Raw genomic sequence first — 20,024 nt, forward strand, 5'->3', positions numbered from 1 at the left:
ATTTATTTACCAATAACTTCAGTAATAGGGTTTCCTACATTTCCACTCGGGAACTGAATTTTCAGTAATGAAGAAACGGTAGGAGCAATATCGGTCATGTTATATGCCTTATTGCTTTCTCCTTGTTTCACGCCCCAACCCATAAAGATTAATGGAATGTGAGAATCGTAAGAATTCCATACACTGTGGGTAGTTCCTGTTTTAGAATATGGAGGAAGCATAGAGTCGTGAGAGATCAATTGAATATCACCACTTCTCTGTCTGTTGATTCCGTTGATAATTCTTTGTTTGATAGGCTCCGGAATGCTTGACTCCTGAACTTTATCTACAGAAACAGCATATAGAACTGTTGGATCTTTTTCCAGCTCTTTCACGGCGAAGTTTCTTACATCATCCAGTTCAAGCTTACTGTCTGCCAATACTTTTCTATCGAAATAGATCTGATAATTATCAATCGCATTAATCAGTTTATCAGCTCCGAATTTCTCTTTCAGCTTTTGATTAAGGTTTTTCTCTGCTCCTTCACCAAAGAAACCAGTCGGGATCTTATGTTCTTTCAGAAATCCTACAGAGTGTGCGCCACCATGGTCCGCAGAAAGGAAAACAGTATATTCCCCTTTACCTACTTTTGAATCCAGATATTTGAAGAATTCTGCCAAATCCTGATCTAATCTGATGTAAACATCTTCTACTTCAATAGAATTAGGTCCGAATTTATGTCCTGCATAATCCGTTGAAGCCAGATTGATGGCCAAGAAGTCTGTAATATTATCTCCACCCAGTTTTTCACCTTCCACAGAAGCCTCTGCCAATTTCAATGTCAAAGTATTTCCGAAAGGGGTGTAACGGATATTATCTCTTTTAGCCTGGTAATCCGCTGCTAAATTACTGTACGGGAACGTAGGCGTTTTCGCACTTCCCAACAGTCCTTCCCATGGTGAGTTGTCTGGAGCACTTTCTGTATACTCGTTGATTGGAAGTAATGTATTCCAACCGTTTGCTACCAATTTTTCCGGTAAATTCTGAGAGTTGAATGATTTTACCCATTGAGGAAGATCATTCATATACCATGTACTGGTAATGAAGTTTCCGGTGCTGTCATCAAACCAGAAAGCTCCGTTTGGAGTGTGTCCCGCCGGAAGAATAGAAGCACGGTCTTTCAAAGAAACTCCTACTACTTTTCCCTGGAAGTTGGTTGCCAGTCTTAGCTCGTCGGTAACCGTTGTAGACCAAAGGTTCTTCGGAGAGTGGCTTCCGGTTTTAGCATTTGTAGTTCCTACAGGCTGAACGCTTTCATCTGCAGTACAGTATACTCCTTTACCCGTTTCCTTGTCTGTCCAGTCGTTCCCTGCAATCCCGTGAATGGCCGGAACAGAACCTGTATAGATACACGTATGCCCTAGCGCGGTAATCGTAGGAACATAAGGAATATGCACGTTATTCAAAGAATATCCGGTATTCAAAAGCCTTTTGAAACCATCATTTCCATACTTACCGTAAAAACGGTATAAATAATCCCAACGCATCTGATCTACGACTAAACCTACTACCAGTTTCGGTCTTTCCAGTTGGGTATTTTTGTTCTTCTGCGCATTAATTGTAATTACGGACAGGAAAGTAGCTGCCGCAATTGAAATGTTCCTAAGCATCCAAGTAAATTTTTATTGGATACAAATTTAAGGGTTTTGAAAGTTTTGAAGTGTGAAATTTTATTTAAATTTGAGTTTTATGCAATTCATCAATCCAACAAACCATGATTTTAGGTGTATATTGGTATTTCAAATTTCCGGAAGATTTATATCATTTTAAGTTTTTTAATTTCTTTAAAGGCTATGGGGGTCATGCCGACAACGATGCTGAGCTGATTGCAAGAGTTCAGGTTGATCATATTGAAAACGTTATTTCGAAACTGGAAACCCTCAAAACCCAATTCAAAAGTACTTACCTACAACTTAGCAGCAATGAAAATCAGTTGATCATCAGTTTAGGAGATCATCTTTTGTTTGACTATTATTTTCAATTTGCTCTGGAAATAGAAAAACTACTCATCCTTGAAAAGGCAGTACCATTGGATTCTAATGTATCTTTTAAACCTATTTCCAATACGCTGTACCGCCCGGAAAAAGAAGCTTTTGAAAGTATAGAACACCGTTTTATTCAAATGGTTGGTTCCAGTTTTAAAAAGCACAATGCGGAAAATTATTCGATAAGAATTGACTGTAATCTGCCTTTACATGATAAAAAAAACCTGATCAGAGATGTAGCTGAAATCTGCAGGGAAGAGAATCTCCATGTATTTTATTATCACGATTGTGATTTCAAAGATCATTGTAATCTCATGCTGTTTTTTACCAATGGCAGACAACAAAACGATTCTGTTCAACAGGTTCACATTAATGCTTTCGGGAGTAAAATAAGACAGCTCACAGAAAAATATTCACAGCTTAACTTCGGTCATCTTGAAGGTCTCACCTACTATCCACGCAATGGTACTTATGTAGAACTGATGATAGATGAAGAGTATATTATAGCACCATAAAACCATTTAAATTCAATAATTAGTATTAAAACAGACAGTATGATCAAATTCAAATATGTTATTTTATATGTAGAAGATGTAGAAAAATCTATGAATTTTTATAAGAATACATTCAACACCGAGATCAAATTCATCACTCCCGAAAAAGATTACGGAGAACTGATTACCGGAGAAACAACCTTATCATTTGCCTCCATAAGCTTAGCCAGCTCCAATATAAAGGAAGGCTTTTTAGCGTCAAAAGAAAGTGCTAAACCTTTCGGAATAGAACTGGGATTTGTAACGGATGATGTAAAAGCTTTGGTAGAAAAATCCATTGAAAACGGAGCTGTTCTTTACGAAGATATTACAGTAAAACCATGGGGACAAACAACAGCTTATATCAAGGATCTGGATCAATATCTGGTAGAAATCTGTACAGAAATTCAATGATTCAAAAACTGCATTGTGGAAATAAGAAAACTAGAAAAACTATCCATTGATCCCAGCCTGCATTGGGGCCATAATGGCTATGTAACAGAGAAGATCTATTCGGTTTCATCCATTGAGTTTGCAGGTTCTTTTGAATTTATTTTAAAAGAAAAATCTTTACCATACAGCAAAACATGGAAAAACAGTCCTGAGGAACTGGAAGAACTTAACAGTCTCATTGAAAAAGGAAATTCTTTTGGTGCTTATAAAGATGACAAACTGGCTGGCTGGATCATCAGTGAGCATAGAGTATGGAACAACAGTTTTTATATTGAAAATATTCTGGTAGACGAAAAATACAGAAGAGAAGGAATTGGAATCATGCTGATCAAAAACATCATTAAAGAAGCCAGAAAATTGAATTGCAGAGTCATTGAGCTTGAAACCCAGAACACCAACTACCCTGCGATTCAGTTTTACAGAAGAATGGGGTTCAACATTACTGGTCTAAATACGAGACTCTACAATCATTCCGAAGAAATTGCTCTTTTCATGACCTTAGATCTGGACTAGCTATTAGGGACGAAAATTCTCATTGAAAGCGAAAGAATAAAAGTTCATAAAGGATTAAAGATCAACTCGTCATCCAAACAACTCTCAATTAAACACTTGCAAGTGTCTTAAGATTTTTTTACATTAGTAATCAGCAAATTAAAAATCATTTACTATGAAAAATTTAAAAAAATTAAAAAGAAGGCAACTCGTGTTGATCAGCGGCGGTGACAGTGCATATGCCATTTGTACTGCCGACGGATATTGTCCTCCGGTACCAGGTTCATATTATTGTAGTAATGGTACCTGCTACACCTCCTCCGGAGGGGGCAATGGCGGAGGAGGTAACCCTGGAGGCGGCGGTGGCGGCTTCTGTAATGAGCCTATGCGTTTCTGCCAGGAATGGGAAACAGGATGTGGCTGTGTTTATGGATAAAAAAAATATTGTTAGATACATGGGGCGGTTTTATGACCGCTCTTTTTATTTCAGGTAGAAAGATGCATATTTGCAACAAAACTAATCCCAGAGAACTTATGGTAAGAACAATCTATAGCATCGCTGCATTGTCTGTATTCTCAGTAATAAATGCCCAGCAGAAAACATTTAAATGTAAGGAAGTACATGATGCTGTTAAGCTGATCGATGAAGAAAAATATGATCAGGCTATTCTTATTTTGAGAGATTGTGAGAAAAAAGATCCGAAAGATTACACTTACCCTTACGAAATCGCCTTAGCTTATACCCGAAAAACAGACTACAAAAACGCCATCTCCGAACTGGAAAAAATAAAAACGTCCCCAGATATCAATGACTATTATTATGCACTTCTTGGCAATACGTATGATGAGTCCGGCAATACTGCTCAGGCCATACAAGCTTATGATGAAGGATTAAAAAAATTTCCTGCTTCCGGAAGATTACACCTCGAAAAAGGCATCGCTCTGGAATCTCAGGGCAAACTTAAAGACGCTGTAGAACTCTATGAAAAGGGAATAAAAGCAGAACCAATGTATCCCTCAAATTACTATAGAGTTTCTCAATTATATCTGAATTCTAAAGATGTTTTATATGGTCTTATCTATGGTGAAATCTTTCTAAACCTTGAGCGAACCACTTCCCGATCTCAGAAAATGAGTGAACTGCTATATGATACTTATAAAAAAGCGGTACACTTCAATGCTGAAAACACAAGTATTGATTTTTGTGAAGCTGTAATAGATGCTGAAAAGTATAATAAAAATAAAACAATCCCATTCTGTATTACTTTCGCGGCCAACTTCGCGCTGGCTTCTATAGGTCAAAAAGAAATTAATCTGGAAACTTTATCTTCAATCAGAAGGAAATTTATAGAAGAATATTTTAAGAAAGATAATTACCCTCCCAATATATTATTAAGCTATCATAAAATGATGGAAGACCAACATGTATTCAATGCTTACAATCATTACATTTTTCAGATAGGAGATCAAAACGCTTTTAAAGAATGGCAAACCCAGAATACAACAGAATATGACAAATTTGTAGATTGGTATACTAAAGACGCGAATCTTCTTAAAATAAACAAAGACAATGTGTATCTGTCTGATCAGGTAAGAATCAGATAAATAAAAACTTTGACTTCAAAATATAAAAATGAAGCATTCTATTAAAAAACAATCTACACAAATCTAACTCCTAGTTAGACCATTTCATTAATTTCGCAGAAAAAAGAGACTTACAATACGTATGGATACTAAAAAAAGTGTTCTGGAAAAAATGTCCAGTCAGGAACTTGAAAAATATATTAAACCGGGATCTGAATTTGTACCACAGGCCGTTCAGTTTGCATATGAAATTCTACAAGCAAGAGGCAGAAAATTTTCTGATGAAGAATTGACAGATATTACCTCCAGAACAACAGACATCAATAAAGAGAAAACAATCGTCATACACCCCAATCATACCAGAGCTTCTCAAATCATGTATTTGTGTGGGGCATTAGGAATTGGAAGCATAATCTTAAATTATGAACAGTTCAGTTCCGGAATGGCTATTTTCATTGGAATGGCAACCTTAGCGTTTATTTTTGGAATGGGATATCTTATAGGTAAAGGCAATGAAATAGCGAAATATATTCTTATTGTCACTTTTATACTGGGGCTTTTCGGTATTCCTTCCATGCTGGCTAATCTGGCTTTTTATCCTCTGTTGGGAATTATCAGTATTATACAGACTCTTCTGCAGCTTTGGATCATCATTCTTCTGATCAGGATTCCGAAGAACAAGGTAGCATAAAAGACCAAAATAAGTCTTAGAAGTTCATCAATAACTCAGATTTTCGATTATAAGTAAAGAACAGGTGACCTTATGATGACCTGTTCTTTTTCATTGATACTAATGAATTTCTACTGGTCACAAAAATTAATATTGTATTGCAATTTTACCTGTTGCTCCTTTTTCAAGATGATGAAAGGCTGATTTTGCCTCTTCAAATGGATATACCTGATCTATGATGGGATGTATTTGATAATTTTGAAGCGCTTGGTTCATACGAGAAAACATTTCTTTAGACCCTACTTCTATTCCCTGCATTCTGATTTGTCTGGACATGATTTTTACAGTATCCAGTTCTGCACTCAAGCCGCCGATCAAACCAATAACAGCAATAGTACCGTCGAGAGCAATTACATTCATAGACCGGTTAATATTACTTCCTCCTACCACTTCCACAATATGATCTACCCCTCTTCCAGCGGTAATCTCCATAATATTCTTTTCCCAAGCCGGAACCTGACGATAATTGATAAGATGTTTAACTCCCATCTTTTTACCCAAAGCCAGCTTCTCATCACTACTCGATAATAAAATTACTTCAGCACCAGCCATTAAAGCAAACTGAGCAGAAAATAAAGAAACCCCTCCCGTACCCTGAATAAGCACGATACTCCCCGGTTTAAGATCTCCTTTTTCAATCACGCCATGCCAGGCAGTAAGTCCCGCACACGGTAACGTTGCAGCTTCCTCATCACTTAAAAAGTCTGGAACCTTAATCACTTCGCTTTCATTAAATACAGCGTATTCCTGTAACAGACCATCTGTTTTTGCTCCCCCAAGAGAGCCACCAACCTTTTCATCAGTCAGCTTTCCATCTATCCATTTGGGTAAAAATAATCCGGCAACCCTGTCATTAACAGTTAAACTAGTGACCTCACTTCCCTTTTCTACAACAACACCTACTCCATCAGAAACCGGAACTCTCCCCACCGGAGGTTTCCAGGAAGAATAACCTGTTACCACCATCAGATCTCTATAATTGAGAGAATTCGCCTTCATTTTCACTAATACCTGATTGGGCAAAAGCTTTGGATAAGAGGTATCCACCAGCTCCAGAGAAGATATACTGTAATCTTTGCTTACCTGATATGCTTTCATTGTACTTATTTTAAAATTGTTAAACTATAAACTAAAAGCCGTAATTTTATGATACAAATGTATGGTGAAAAGAGTACAGGAAATAATCTACAGCCCATTGTGAGCTACTAATAAATAAATGAGTATGAGTAAAAAAAAGCTGAGTTCTACCAATACGATCAACGAACATTACCTGGATGACAGATGTACCCTGAACAAAGTATTAAAGATCATTGGCAAACGATGGGTTGCGGAAGTATTGCTATTGATCACTCATGATGTTTCCCGATTCTCCCAATTGAAAGAAACGTTAGTAGGAATTTCAGATAACGTACTCTCTTCAGTCCTCAACGAATTGGTAAAATCGAATCTGATCACCAAGAAAATATTCAACGAAGTTCCTCTAAAAGTAGAATATCATATTACACCAAGCGGATCGGAGCTAACAAAAGTGATGCACCAGCTCTGCAGTTGGGGGAAAGATAACATACCTTATGAAGTCAGAATACTTCCGGGATCTATGAAATAAAAATGAGCTTCTTTAATAGCCTATATACTTAGAAGAAAAATGACGAAAGTCTTGTTTTACCATTCCTAGATATATTTGAGCGCGGCCGTAGGCCGCGCTCAAATATATCCCCATTACCAAAGATTTATAAAATACCTCTATTCTTTATATAACAACCTTTAAGCACTTCATAAAGTGTCTCTACCCGCTTCTTACCCCCTTATAGCCACTACAATAAGTACCTATAACCACTTTCATAACGGGCTCCAACCCCTTCATGAATGGCCTATCACCAGTTTCATAAGTACCTAATGCCCCTTATCATAGAGGCTACCCCCCCTTTGCCAACTACCTCTACCCTGTTAGATAACTGGGTCTACCCCCTTAGGTAAGGGGGTATAGAAAGCTATAAAATAGATGTAAACATTTATTTTCTATGATTTAGAGAATATATATCATTCTCAGGATTATTTTAGGTATTACCTGTACGATGTCTTCTTATGTTCCTTAATCCTTTCACTATTATTTTTTATAATTAAAATTAAATCTTAAAACCAGTTAATCATTAAAATTTAAAATCTCCATCCACCTCTCTTACTGCATGAACAGCTCCACCAGTAAGTGTTATGTTTACGATTTTTCTACTTCATTTCCTCCGATGATTGCAGGAAATTCCTCCTATTTATATTATTAATCAAAAAAAATAGAATACTACGACATGTTTTGTCGCATCACATATCTAGCTTTGTGTAATAAAATGTAAATTATAATATGAATAATAAAAGATGAGAATTTTTTATTAAATCTCATTCATGTGATTTTCGAGCATTAAAAATCATTAAATTTACCATGTTTTAATAAAGCTAATTACTAACTCAAAAAATAAGGATGAAAAAATTCTATCTCGGTGCATTTACTTTATGCACGGCCTTAGGTATTTCTGCTCAGGAGGTTGTATGGCAAAAAGATATCAAATCCTCAACGCAGGATTTTCTAAGCCAGGTGACCACCACAATTGATCAGCAGTACCTCATTACAGGAAGCTCTATTCAGAGTAACAAACTTCAACAGGGAAGTAAGCAGAACAATGGTTACGATTTCCATCTCATCAAACTGAACCAGCAAGGAGAAGAGGCTTGGGAAAAGTATTTTTCAGGAAATAATCATGACTATTTATCGGCTACGGTAACCACTCAGGATGGCGGTTTTCTCTTAGCCGGAACGTCTTATTCAGAAAAAGGGTTGGATAAAAAGGATGATTCTAAAGGTGGTTCAGATATCTGGCTGATCAGAATCAATGAATTTGGTGAGGAATTGTGGCAGAAAACACTCGGAACCTCTTCTGATGAAGAAGCGAGGTCTGTTATTCAAACGACAGATTTAGGATTTTTTGTAGCCGGAAATGTTCAGAACTCTTCCAAAGGATATGGTTCCAAAGATGTCTGGATCAGCAGAATCGATAAAGACGGAAAAGAACTTTCACAACTTATTTTAGGCGGAAAAGGCTTAGATGAAGTGGAGAAAATGATTCCTACAAAAGATGGAGGTGCTTTACTGGGAATCTACTCAAGAAGTGGAATTGTTAAAACAAATACCCCACCATCCACAAGCACAACTCCTTCCTCGCCTGAAAAATCTGCTACCCGCAACCTAACTTCTTCAACCTCCAAACAAAGTGACAACTTTGGAGAAGGTGACTATTGGATTGTCAAATTAGACAAAAATGGAAAAGTAGAATGGGATAAGAACTTTGGAGGAAAAGGAGACGATCACATCAGAACATTGGCTTTAACATCTAATGGATTTATTGTCGGAGGAGAATCAAGATCAGAAAGATCCGGAAACAAAACGGTGGGAATTGAAGAAGGCACCGATCTATGGCTGATTTCATTAAACGAAAGAGGTGAAGAGCAGTGGCAGAAATCTTACAATTTCAAAAACAGAGATCTTCTGATGAGCATGAGTGTACTTCATTCAGCAGATGATAAATCTTCCAAAGGTATTTTATTGGGCGGTTATACTCAGGCCGAAGGAAGAATAGAAAAAGACGATGAAACCTTCTGGATGCTTTATTTAGATGAGAATGGTAATGAACAGTGGAGAAAGCATATCACCGGAGAATCTAGAAAAAGAGAAGAAAGGTTAGCTGACTTAAAACTAAACAGAGATGGCTCCATTATTCTGGCCGGAACCAGCGCTGAGGAACTTGGAAAAGAAAACTGGAAGATCGTAAAGCTTGGAGACAAGCAGGTTGATAAGCTGATCGAGAAACAAGACATTAAGATTTATCCTAACCCAGTATCCGACTATGCTTATGTAGAAATCGGCTTTGATTTCAAGGAAGCTGATATTGTACTATATGATATGGGTGGAAGACAGCTTCAGAATATAAAAACCAAGAATAAGATCACCAAGATTAATACCCAGGGATTGGTACAGGGCGCTTATTTAGTGGTCATCAAAACAGATACGAACAAAACAGCAAATGCTAAACTTATCAAAAAATAAACCAGATGAAGAAAAATAGATTTAAAATCATTCTTTTATTATCATTTTTTAATTTTTCTCAATACCAGTCACAAACAAACATATCAGAGAAACAAATATATAATATTGCGACTCCGGAAGTAGCAACTATGATGAGATATGTGGATTTTCCAGAATCTGATTTTATAGGAAAAACAAATATTTCAGTACCGATTTATGATATTAATTTTGGAAATCTTAAGATTCCTATTGGTCTTTCTTATAATACAAAAGGTAACAAGGCTTCTGATATAGCAACTTCTGTAGGATTAGGCTGGAATTTAAATGCCGGTGGAAACTTAACTGTGAAGATCAATGATATGAATGATCTTACAGAAAATTATGCATTCTATAGTGATGGAGGGGGATTTGAGCCAGAACAAACTTATGCTTGGCATCGTCAAACAAAGGGGTACTTATCTACAGATTATCCACAAGCCCTTAGCGATACACAGGTATCTTCTTCCCAGTTATGTATTAATACTAGAATATGGAGTAGTGATGATAGAAATATAGATACTGCGCCTGATTTCTACTATCTTAATGTACCTGGATTGAATGATAAATTTTATCTTACTAGAATTAACGATTCACAGGTAAAAGCTAATTTTTTCACCTCAAATGCAAAACTTAATAACAATCTGAACTTTACAATTAAGACAACTTGTTCTGGTCTTGAAAGTGCGGCTTGGGGAAATCAGGGGGCTGCTACAGTTTTTTATCAACCGGATAAATTTGAAATTACTGGCGAAAATGGATACATCTACACATTTAATGATAATGATGCTTCAATTATATGGGAATATCCTTTAGATTTATCTAGTCATAACACCCAACAAGTTAATAACTGGTATCTTACTAAAATCAAAGATCCATTTTCAGGAAAAGAAATTAATTTTGAATATGAAAGCTTCACCAACACTTATGATCACTTATCTTTATTATCGTTATTTAATTATTTTGACTTTGGAAGCTATGCCACCTCATATCTGAGTACTACAAGACCAGGACGTGATTTAACGCTGGGCAGAGTTGCTAATAGATTAGTATCATCAAGATTGGTTCCTAAAAGATTAAAAAGAATCACAACGGATGAAGAGGTCTTAGATTTCAATTATGACATCATAAGGCTTGATTATGGAGGGAATGCATTGAGTGGTGTCTTAGTAAAAAACAAAAATGGTAATATTGTTAAGCAATATAATTTTACGTATTCATATTTCGATAATGGGACTTGTTCAGCAGGAGCTTATGAATGCAAAAGGCTGAGACTTGAAACCATGAATGATTCTTCATTGGGAAAATATTCTTTTTATTATGACAACAATGTATTTCCCCCAAGAAATACCTCTAAGGTAGATTTTTTAGGTTATTTTAACAATAATAGCTCTAATATAACCTTTTCAAAAACCGATTATCATCCGTTTGACTTTAATTATTATCCAATAACAAAGACTTATTTTTATCCTGAGTTAGCCAAAGATAATATTTTTCCATTTCAACTAAGAAATAAGGTAGCTAATAAAATTTCCAATGTAATCGACCGAACTCCTTCTACAGTATCTCAATTAGGTTTATTAAAAAAAATGGTATACCCGACTGGAGGTTCTCTAGATCTGAGTTATGAGAATGATGATTTTATGTATGAAGGAGAAAAATATATATTAGGAAGTACAAGGGTTAATTCTATGAAATTATACGATTCTCAGAATATCGTAAGTAAAGAAATAAAATACAAGTATATCAATGCAGATAATACTTCTTCCGGACAAATAAATTTTATAAAACCCCCTGAAGAAACTTCGACATCAGAAATTTTATCAGGTATTGGGTTTAATACAGATGCTGTAATAGGTTATTCCAGAATTATTGAAGAAACTGCAGGAAAAGGATATGTTGAAAAGAAATATACCAACTTTAATGACTATCCTGATCAATTTATGCAACCTGATCAAAATATTACCAATCAAGAGCATAAGAATTTTTTGAAGTTTATGAAGTTTCCAAGTTCCTATGTACAATCATTTGATGACAGAAGAGGAAAATTACTATCAGTAAATTATTATAAAGAAGGACAAACTACGCCATTAAAAAAAGAAGAATACACTTATGACTATCAAATTAAAACTTCTTTGAAAATTACTAAACCGTTTTATTTCGTAAATGGCCTCAGTTATGATGAGTTTTCTGCCTCTAACTATTTATTAACCTATTTTAATACTATTAAAAATAGTACAAAGGAGGAGCTTTTTTCAGGAAGTTCAGTAAAAGAAGAAAATAATTTTAGTTACGATGGAGCAAGACTAATTTCCAAAAAAACGATAAGTGGAGGAGATACGACAGAAGAATTTTATAGAAATGCCAAAGATAAAAGTATCCAGAAACTTATTAATGCTAATATTTTAGATATTCCTGTAGAGGTTGAGAAAAGAAAAAATGGGAAGTTATTCTCTAAAGAAGAATTTAAATATGATCATAATTACACCCTATCGCCAAGTTCTTTAGTATCTACTGATTTAGGTAATAATGCTCCTAATACAGAAGCTACTTATGAATATGGTTTTAATGGAAATTTAGCACAATATACTACAAAAGATGGAACTTCTACGGTAATTATCTGGGGCTATAATCAAACCTTACCTATTGCTAAAATTAAGAATATAAAATATACAGATATTAATTGGGATTTCGTATATACTGTTCTTCTGGAAGCTTATGAGATAGATGCTGCGGCAGGTGCTAACAATGATGAATCTAATTTATTGGATGTTTTAAATATTTTTAGAAACAGTTTATCCAATTACGAAATCACTACCTATACCTATGATCCATTAATTGGGGTGAGAAGTATCACTCCTCCCTCAGGAGTTAGGGAAAACTATATCTATGATTCTGCAGGTAGACTTCAGAAAGTCATTGACATGAACGGTAAAGTGTTGAAGGAAATTAAATACAACTATAAAAACTAACAACTGATGAAAAAAATAGTAATATCAATCAATACCCTATTACTGATGGGTATTGTAAAATCACAGGTGCAATTACCCTCTGGGTTGAGTAGCAGCGCGGCAGAAAACTATATTTACACCCGTACTTATCTTGAACCTGTGACTGCAAGCAGCTCAACGGCAAAACAAATAGGAACTGTACAATATTTTGATGGGTTGGGAAGGCCCAAACAAATTGTTAATATAAAGGCTTCCCCTCTGGGAAAAGATGTTGTAGTTCCTGTTGAGTATGATGATTTTGGAAGACAGGTTAAAGATTACCTTCCTATCCCTCAGGGAAGTACCTTGAACGGAGCAATTATCCCTAACCCTCAGGCTAACCTAAGCAGTACCCCTTACGGGCAGGAAAAGATCTATTCAGAAAAGGGATTGGAAAACTCTCCTTTAGACAGGATTCAGCAACAGATCCAGGTGGGGACAGATTGGGCTACAAAGCCAGTAAAGTTTGATTATAACACCAATCTTTTCAATGAAGTATATCAGTATGTTACCACTACGACATGGCCTGGTGAGGCAACTAAAAGTACGTTAGGCTTATCATCCAACGGGACTTACCCACCTAACCAACTCTACAAAAACAGTGTCAAAGATGAGGATGGTAATGAAACGGTAGAATTTAAAAACGGACAGGGACAGACCTTGCTGGTAAGAAAAATCATGAGTACCACTCTTCAGGTTGATACCTATTATGTATATAATGAATACAATCAGCTGGCCTTTGTGATTCCTCCCAATGCGGTGCATAAACCATTTACCGATGAACTACTCAATAATCTGTGCTATCAGTACCGTTATGACGGAAGAGGCAGACTTGTAGAAAAGAAGCTTCCGGGTAAAGGCTGGGAATATATGGTGTATGATAAGACCGACCGCCTTATCCTGACCCAAGATGCAGTAATGGCTACAAAGAATAAATGGTTGATGACCAAATATGATGCCTTAGGAAGAGTTATATATACAGGATTCATCGCTACAACAGAGAAAAGAGCTTATCTGCAGAACCTTATTAAAGACTTGACGATTACCGAATCCCGCGATACAGCAGGCTTTACAAAAAATGGAATTAATATTTACTATACCAATATCAATTTCGCAATGGACACAGAATCTATCGTAAGTGTCAATTACTATGATAACTACCCTGGATACGATTTCAATCCTGCATTTCCTGTCAATACTCCTGAGGTGACGGTTTTAACAGGCACTCCCACTTCAGATGGCAGAAGTACCAAAGGGCTTCCTGTCATGAGTTTTGTAAAGAATGTTGAAGACGATAGCTGGACCAAGAATTATACCTATTATGATCAAAAAGCACGGGTAATAGGTAGTCATTCTATCAATTATCTGGGCGGTTATACCCGAACCGAATCCAAACTTGATTTTACCGGTACCCCTCTACAGGTTATTACCAAACACAAGCGCTTAAATATCGATTCTGAAAGGCTGATCACTGAAACATTTGAATATGATCATCAAAACAGACTATTGGTTCATAAGCACCAGATAGACAATAATCCTGTTGAATATCTTGCTCAAAACAAATATAATGAGATCTCTCAGCTAGAATCTAAAAAGGTAGGAGGATTTGCTGCTGCAACTCCTCTTCAGCAAATCGATTATCAATACAATATCCGTGGCTGGATGACCAAAATCAATGATCCTTCCAATTTAGGAAGTGATCTGTTTGGATATAAGATCAACTATAACCAGGTAGAAGGCCTTGAAATTCCCAACTCAGATTACTCTTCTTTGCAGGTAAAACCAAGATATAATGGAAATATCGCAGAAACAGCGTGGAAAACCTCTACAGATCCCAATGGCCATCTTCGAAGATATGGGTATTCGTATGATACAATGAACAGACTTGTGGGTGGTTTTTATCAAAAAGATACCAACCCATCGGGAAAAGAATACAATGAACTTTTCACTTATGATCTGAACGGAAATATTCTGAATCTGATAAGAACCCAGGAAGTACTTCCCGGAAACAGCACTGCTTTAGCTGTTGATAATCTTGTTTATAGCTATACCGGAAACCGACTTGATAAAGTATATGATGCCTACCTGAACCCTTCCGGCTATCCTGTAGGAGGTAACCCTATTACTTATGACAGCAACGGAAGTATGATTTCTCATCCGGATAAAGGAATTTCTTCCATACAATACAATGATCTGAATTTGCCTAAACAGGTTACCCAAAGTTCCAATACCATCAACTATTTCTACAGAGCAGATGGTGTTAAGATTAAAAAATCCGGGACGGGTATTTCTGCCACAGACTATCAGGATGGTTTTCAATACACGGATGGAAGCTTAAAGTTTGTTCCTACCTCTGAGGGATATTTTAATTTTGAGAATAATAAGTATATTTACAATTACACCGATCACTTAGGAAATGTGAGATTGAGTTACTTCAATAATGGAAGCAGCATAGAAGTTCTGGAAGAAAACAATTACTATCCATTTGGATTGAAGCATGAAGGATATACTCCTTTAGTGGGTAATCCATCATATCAATACAAGTACAATGGCAAGGAACTCCAAGAGACAGGGATGTATGATTATGGAGCAAGGTTCTATATGCCTGATATTGGAAGATGGGGCGTGGTAGATCCACTGGCTGAACAAATGCGTCGTCATAGTCCTTACAATTATGCGTTTAATAATCCGATAAGATTTATTGATCCTGATGGTAGAGCTCCTCTTACTGATTACTATAATTTGAAAGGGCTACTCACAAAACATGTTGAAGATGGTAAAACGGATAAGAAAATAGTGTTAACTACTAGTAAAAAGGAAGCTGATACAGATGCTGCAATAAACAATGGCCATGTTGTTAATCAGATAACTAATGACCAGATTAAACAGATCGATGACATATATGCTTTTGGTAAAACAGACAAAACAGGTACTGAGAAAGGGTTTTATTTTGGGCAGAATGGAAAATCATCAAAAACTGTAACAGGTGAAAAGACTGGAGAAGTAGGACCAAAAGCATGGGCAGAAGCTAAAAAAGATTTACGAGACAAAGGTGATACTCTTGCTTCTGATGCGCACTTACACCCTCTTGATTATGACAGTGAAGGTAATGTGGTTGCTTACGGAAACCCAACACCTTCAATGGGAGCAGGCAAAGATACAGATCCTAAAAACATGCAGGGAAATCAGCCATCTATGGTTTTGGGGTGGACGGAAATCCCAGGATCATTGCCTCCAGGTCAAAAAGGAGGAACACCTTCTCCTAATACATATTCTCCTACAGTAGGATTTTATAATTCAGGAGGTTCTATTATTACAATAGATTATTCAGCCTTTAAAAAAGCAATGGAAAAAGTAAATAAATAATTATGAAATATTCAATCTGTGTTTTATTGGTTTTATTGATGAGTTCTTGTGCATCTTATATAGATGTGCCAAAAAATAGTATCAATAATAATAGTATGATATTCGATTATGGTAGCAATGAAAATAAACTTAAATATATTAATAAAGTTAATGCTTCAGCTGATCACGACATATACTACACAACGCACTTTTCAATAACGCTATCTAAAAATATTGTTAACTGGAATGTAAGAAGTAATAATTTTTTCTTTGAATATGATGACAAGCAGATATTTTATATTTACTCTTCTTATAAAAATGAAGGACAGGAATCTGAGAATTGGGAATTAAAAGATATTGATTATAATGAAGTTTTAAAATATATAGGAGAATATTGGGATGAAAGAAAATATAACGAAAATTATCTCTATGAAGGACATAATGGAAGAGTATCGAAGTTATACACAAATGGAAAATATAAAATATTGTTTTATAATATAAAAACTGAAAATCTTCAAACATTTATTGAGAGCGCAAAAACATTTAATACAAACTTATAAACCTGTCTCCCGCACGATTGCATCGTGTGGTGGATAATAAGTAATAAGTAACCTTGTATTTTATGAGGTTACTTATAATTATAAGTACAACGGCAAAGAACTGCAAGAGACTGGTATGTATGATTACGGTGCAAGAATGTATATGCTGGATTTAGGAAGATGGGGTGTTGTGGACCCGCTGGCAGAGAAGATGACAAGACATAGTCCCTTTAACTACGACTTCAATAATCCTATTCGTTTTATAGATCCAGATGGCAGAAAGCCCGAATGGATAGTAGGTACAGATGGCAAAAAAGTTGATGTTAATCTTGTGAATGGTAAGATAATTTTAGGAGGTAATGCATCAAAAGACTTGCAACGCCTCATTTTCATGGCAAATGATTCTGGTAGCTCAAAAGCTATTTCTAAATTTATGAGTATTGCAAATAATGAGACTAAAGTTAACTATCAAATAAAATCAGGAAAAGTTGATAATGGTCTGTTAGGCTTACATCAAGCACACGATGCAAATGGTAAAGCTCTAAACTGGAATGATAAAACAAATACTTGGGATGGTAAAGCTGAATATATAAAAGATTCAAAAGGAAATTTTGTCTATAAAGAAGCTACTATTACTGTTTTTGAGGGTAATTTCACAAAAGGTGAAGTAGATGCTGCAAATGTTACCGGAGCTAAGAATTTTACGAAAAATGATGCGATGGCGGTGACAACTGCACATGAAAATGAACACGATCTAAATAAAGATGATATTAGTAGTATTAAGAATCGTTCAGAAGGCATAGCCAATTCTAGAGACCCTGAAGCTGCAGCAACAAAAGTAGAAATAGAAACAGCTGTACAAATTGGTATAAAAAGAGATCCTGATAATGCGGAAAAAATATTAAACTCTAACTAAGAATTAGTTTTAAATGAATAAACTGACATGTATATTTTTATTTATGATTATTTGTTGCAAAGCTCAGACAAATACCAATAGTAATGATTATCAAAATATGAGAGATGTGATAGACAAATATATTTTAGGGACGGTATATTACGAAACTTTAAAGGAAAATGGAATTCGTTCCAAATTTTATATTACAAATTTTTCTTCTAATAAAATGGAAACAATAGAATCAAACTCTTTAAAAAAGCAATTGCTGCTAAATGATGGAGTTTATATCTTTTATATAAAAGATATTAGATATGCATATACTCATATTTATATAAAAGATAATGGGAAGGTAAAAATATTTGAATCAATTAACTGTCCTGCAGATAACTTAAAAATAAGACAAGCTGTAACTTATATTGAAAATAATTTGGAGAATGAGAATAAAGAAAATATAATTGATAATATTTCTAATTATTCAAAGCATATAAAATATTTTAAAATTGATCCTCAGTCTAAATTTAATTGTTTTTAAAAGCTAATTGAACAAAATCTCTTGTTTTTATTTGGACTTAGTTAAATACCTTCGCTCTCCCTCGCTACCCGATTGTATCGTATGGTGAAGTAATAATAAAAACCACTGCTATTGAAGCGGTGGTTTTGTATTGTAGAAATATATATTGAAAAAATAATAAGTACATTTACAATTACACCGATCACTTAGCAAATGTGAGATTGAGTTACTTCAATAATGGAAGTGGCATAGAAGTTCTGGAAGAGAATAATTACTATCCATTTGGACTGAAGCATGAAGGGTATACTCCTTTAGTTGGAAATCCAGTGTATCAATACAAGTACAACGGCAAGGAGCTTCAGACTGAAACGGGAATGTATGATTACGGTGCAAGAATGTATATGCCGGATTTAGGTAGATGGGGAGTGGTAGATATATTAGCAGAAAAGATGAGAAGGTGGTCTCCTTATAATTACGCATTTGATAATCCTATTAGATTTATCGATCCAGATGGAAGAGCGCCTTTTGGAGATTTCTTTGGCTCTAATGGTAAATATTTGGGAAGTGATGGAGTTAAAGATGGCAAAATTTATATCAGCCAAGGAAATAAGGGTAATTTCTTGACAGCAGGTAAAAAAGAAGTTGCGGGAGGAATCCGTTCGTTAGCAGCAATTTCTACCGCTTTAAAAATGACAAATGCCCCTTCTAATCATAATATTAGTCCTGATTCTAAAGGCGGATTTCACGAAGTTAGAGCAGATATTGATTTATCAAGTAATAGAACTACCTATACAACAGGAGGAAAAACTACTGTTGATGGAGGCTTTGCTAAAGGAGAAGTTACGAGTATTGATATTACAGTTCAGCATGGTATTAAAAACGATATAAAAACTGATATTGGATTGCATACTCACCCAACAGAAACAATTGTAGAAAATGGAGGAAAAGATACTTATACACATGTTGCATTTGAACCATCGGAAGCTGATAAAGTAGATTTTGCTACACGGGAAACAAGTATTATTGCAGGTAATTTAGAAAGAAATCCCGTATATATTAATCCTGACGGTTCTGCTCAGAATCCTAATAATAAACAAGGAGCGGTTTTTTATGATAGTAAAGCTAAAGAAACTTTAAGAATAGAATCATCGACTGTAAACAAAATATTATCAAATTATGAAAATGGTCAGATTAAACCTTGATAGAATATTATTCTTGTTGTTGTTGTTTGTCTCAACAACAATTTATAGCCAAAAAGTTAATTTAATAATTTTTATAAATGATGAAATTATGACGAGTTCTATTGGTTTAGAATTTCATAATAAAACGTCGGCAGGAAAATATGAATATATTTATTCTCCAGGAAGGGAGATTGATATTTCTACTAATGATGTATTTAAAGAAAATATGATATTACAATTTGATGCATATAGTGATAAAAAAGATCCAACTAAACTTTATAATTATAAGATGCTTTTAAAAAAAGAGCTATTTCATGATACATCTTTTTTAATTATAAGGATATACAATCTTGATGTAAAAAAATACAAAAAGATATTTTGCAGATCTAAAGAATCATATGTAGTAGATTTTCATAAAAGTAGTCTTTATATAAATACAAGCAGATGTAAGTAAATAACCCCGCTCTGCGAAGTTTGTAACTTCGTAGTGGATAATAAAAACAAACTCGCAAAATAGACTGCCCCCAAAAAGTTAGACACTTTTTAGGGGCAGTCTAAATTAAATTTGCGGGAGTTTTTTACATTATCGATTGTGATTTAGTTTGCTTAAGGAAAGCATCAAGGAGAGCGAAGACATGT

General features: G+C 35.1%; 15 protein-coding genes and 2 pseudogenes. 15 read left to right on the top strand and 2 right to left on the bottom strand.

All coding sequences use genetic code 11. The annotated features are described in order from the left end of the window. Window positions 1–2: 2 nt before the first annotated feature. Window positions 3–1,649, bottom strand: a complete 1,647-nt coding sequence (pafA, locus tag ACL9RH_RS12195; protein WP_422693636.1) for an alkaline phosphatase PafA — start codon at window positions 1,647–1,649, stop codon at window positions 3–5. Between the two features lie 104 nt (window positions 1,650–1,753). Here pafA and ACL9RH_RS12200 point away from each other — a divergent pair, with 104 nt between their 5' ends. The 6 genes from ACL9RH_RS12200 to ACL9RH_RS12225 all read left to right on the top strand — a co-directional run bounded on the left by ACL9RH_RS12200 (window position 1,754) and on the right by ACL9RH_RS12225 (window position 5,777). After that, window positions 1,754–2,539, top strand: a complete 786-nt coding sequence (locus ACL9RH_RS12200; RefSeq protein WP_422693637.1) for a hypothetical protein — start codon at window positions 1,754–1,756, stop codon at window positions 2,537–2,539. 39 nt (window positions 2,540–2,578) lie between these two features. Then, window positions 2,579–2,971 carry a VOC family protein gene (locus ACL9RH_RS12205; protein ID WP_422693638.1) on the top strand — a complete coding sequence of 131 codons (393 nt, stop codon included), beginning with the start codon at window positions 2,579–2,581 and terminating at the stop codon, window positions 2,969–2,971. A 15-nt stretch (window positions 2,972–2,986) separates the two neighbouring features. Continuing rightward, window positions 2,987–3,523 (top strand): GNAT family N-acetyltransferase, encoded by a 537-nt coding sequence (locus ACL9RH_RS12210; protein ID WP_422693639.1) that lies wholly within the window; start codon window positions 2,987–2,989, stop codon window positions 3,521–3,523. Window positions 3,524–3,677: 154 nt separating this feature from the next. Next, window positions 3,678–3,938, top strand: coding sequence for a hypothetical protein (locus tag ACL9RH_RS12215; protein WP_422693640.1), 261 nt, complete (start codon window positions 3,678–3,680; stop codon window positions 3,936–3,938). 8 nt (window positions 3,939–3,946) lie between these two features. Further along, entirely contained in the window at window positions 3,947–5,107 is a 1,161-nt protein-coding gene (locus ACL9RH_RS12220) for a tetratricopeptide repeat protein (protein ID WP_422693641.1), read from the top strand. A 121-nt stretch (window positions 5,108–5,228) separates the two neighbouring features. Further along, on the top strand, window positions 5,229–5,777 hold the full coding sequence (locus tag ACL9RH_RS12225; RefSeq protein ID WP_422693642.1) for a hypothetical protein: 549 nt from the start codon (window positions 5,229–5,231) through the stop codon (window positions 5,775–5,777). Between the two features lie 126 nt (window positions 5,778–5,903). On the opposite strand, the gene ACL9RH_RS12230 is transcribed toward ACL9RH_RS12225, so the two are convergent. Further along, complete coding sequence (locus tag ACL9RH_RS12230; RefSeq protein ID WP_422693643.1) at window positions 5,904–6,914, bottom strand: zinc-dependent alcohol dehydrogenase family protein; 1,011 nt, start codon at window positions 6,912–6,914, stop codon at window positions 5,904–5,906. A gap of 124 nt (window positions 6,915–7,038) precedes the next feature. On the opposite strand from ACL9RH_RS12230, the gene ACL9RH_RS12235 reads away from it, so the two are divergent. The 9 genes and pseudogenes from ACL9RH_RS12235 to ACL9RH_RS12275 all read left to right on the top strand — a co-directional run bounded on the left by ACL9RH_RS12235 (window position 7,039) and on the right by ACL9RH_RS12275 (window position 19,839). Further along, the gene (locus tag ACL9RH_RS12235; protein ID WP_422693644.1) at window positions 7,039–7,422 is read left to right on the top strand and encodes a winged helix-turn-helix transcriptional regulator; all 384 of its coding nucleotides are present in this window, start codon (window positions 7,039–7,041) and stop codon (window positions 7,420–7,422) included. 867 nt (window positions 7,423–8,289) lie between these two features. Then, entirely contained in the window at window positions 8,290–9,909 is a 1,620-nt protein-coding gene (locus tag ACL9RH_RS12240) for a T9SS type A sorting domain-containing protein (protein ID WP_422693645.1), read from the top strand. Window positions 9,910–9,914: 5 nt separating this feature from the next. Beyond that, the gene (locus ACL9RH_RS12245) at window positions 9,915–12,896 is read left to right on the top strand and encodes a hypothetical protein (RefSeq protein ID WP_422693646.1); all 2,982 of its coding nucleotides are present in this window, start codon (window positions 9,915–9,917) and stop codon (window positions 12,894–12,896) included. A 6-nt stretch (window positions 12,897–12,902) separates the two neighbouring features. Further along, a complete protein-coding gene (locus tag ACL9RH_RS12250) occupies window positions 12,903–16,280 on the top strand; it encodes a DUF6443 domain-containing protein (RefSeq protein WP_422693647.1) in 3,378 nt (1,125 codons plus the stop codon). A 2-nt stretch (window positions 16,281–16,282) separates the two neighbouring features. After that, the gene (locus ACL9RH_RS12255) at window positions 16,283–16,819 is read left to right on the top strand and encodes a hypothetical protein (protein WP_422693648.1); all 537 of its coding nucleotides are present in this window, start codon (window positions 16,283–16,285) and stop codon (window positions 16,817–16,819) included. A gap of 73 nt (window positions 16,820–16,892) precedes the next feature. Next, window positions 16,893–17,090, top strand: a pseudogene (locus ACL9RH_RS12260) (RHS repeat domain-containing protein); the annotation flags it as partial. A gap of 637 nt (window positions 17,091–17,727) precedes the next feature. Next, window positions 17,728–18,225 carry a hypothetical protein gene (locus ACL9RH_RS12265; protein ID WP_422693649.1) on the top strand — a complete coding sequence of 166 codons (498 nt, stop codon included), beginning with the start codon at window positions 17,728–17,730 and terminating at the stop codon, window positions 18,223–18,225. Window positions 18,226–18,380: 155 nt separating this feature from the next. Further along, window positions 18,381–18,720: pseudogene (locus ACL9RH_RS12270) on the top strand (RHS repeat domain-containing protein); the annotation flags it as partial. Window positions 18,721–19,386: 666 nt separating this feature from the next. After that, window positions 19,387–19,839 (top strand): hypothetical protein, encoded by a 453-nt coding sequence (locus ACL9RH_RS12275; RefSeq protein ID WP_422693650.1) that lies wholly within the window; start codon window positions 19,387–19,389, stop codon window positions 19,837–19,839. The last annotated feature ends 185 nt before the right edge of the window (window positions 19,840–20,024 follow it).

It is taken from the genome of Chryseobacterium sp. Mn2064 (assembly GCF_049319685.1).
In the GTDB taxonomy this organism is placed as follows: domain Bacteria; phylum Bacteroidota; class Bacteroidia; order Flavobacteriales; family Weeksellaceae; genus Chryseobacterium.

Excerpts from the sequence above, each read along its gene's own strand:
- pafA (WP_422693636.1), bottom strand. The coding sequence starts at position 1,649 with ATGCTTAGGAACATTTCAATTGCGGCAGCTACTTTCCTGTCCGTAATT.
- ACL9RH_RS12200 (WP_422693637.1), top strand. The coding sequence starts at position 1,754 with ATGATTTTAGGTGTATATTGGTATTTCAAATTTCCGGAAGATTTATAT.
- ACL9RH_RS12205 (WP_422693638.1), top strand. The coding sequence starts at position 2,579 with ATGATCAAATTCAAATATGTTATTTTATATGTAGAAGATGTAGAAAAA.
- ACL9RH_RS12215 (WP_422693640.1), top strand. The coding sequence starts at position 3,678 with ATGAAAAATTTAAAAAAATTAAAAAGAAGGCAACTCGTGTTGATCAGC.
- ACL9RH_RS12225 (WP_422693642.1), top strand. The coding sequence starts at position 5,229 with ATGGATACTAAAAAAAGTGTTCTGGAAAAAATGTCCAGTCAGGAACTT.
- ACL9RH_RS12230 (WP_422693643.1), bottom strand. The coding sequence starts at position 6,914 with ATGAAAGCATATCAGGTAAGCAAAGATTACAGTATATCTTCTCTGGAG.
- ACL9RH_RS12235 (WP_422693644.1), top strand. The coding sequence starts at position 7,039 with ATGAGTAAAAAAAAGCTGAGTTCTACCAATACGATCAACGAACATTAC.
- ACL9RH_RS12240 (WP_422693645.1), top strand. The coding sequence starts at position 8,290 with ATGAAAAAATTCTATCTCGGTGCATTTACTTTATGCACGGCCTTAGGT.
- ACL9RH_RS12245 (WP_422693646.1), top strand. The coding sequence starts at position 9,915 with ATGAAGAAAAATAGATTTAAAATCATTCTTTTATTATCATTTTTTAAT.
- ACL9RH_RS12250 (WP_422693647.1), top strand. The coding sequence starts at position 12,903 with ATGAAAAAAATAGTAATATCAATCAATACCCTATTACTGATGGGTATT.
- ACL9RH_RS12255 (WP_422693648.1), top strand. The coding sequence starts at position 16,283 with ATGAAATATTCAATCTGTGTTTTATTGGTTTTATTGATGAGTTCTTGT.
- ACL9RH_RS12265 (WP_422693649.1), top strand. The coding sequence starts at position 17,728 with ATGAATAAACTGACATGTATATTTTTATTTATGATTATTTGTTGCAAA.
- ACL9RH_RS12275 (WP_422693650.1), top strand. The coding sequence starts at position 19,387 with ATGGTCAGATTAAACCTTGATAGAATATTATTCTTGTTGTTGTTGTTT.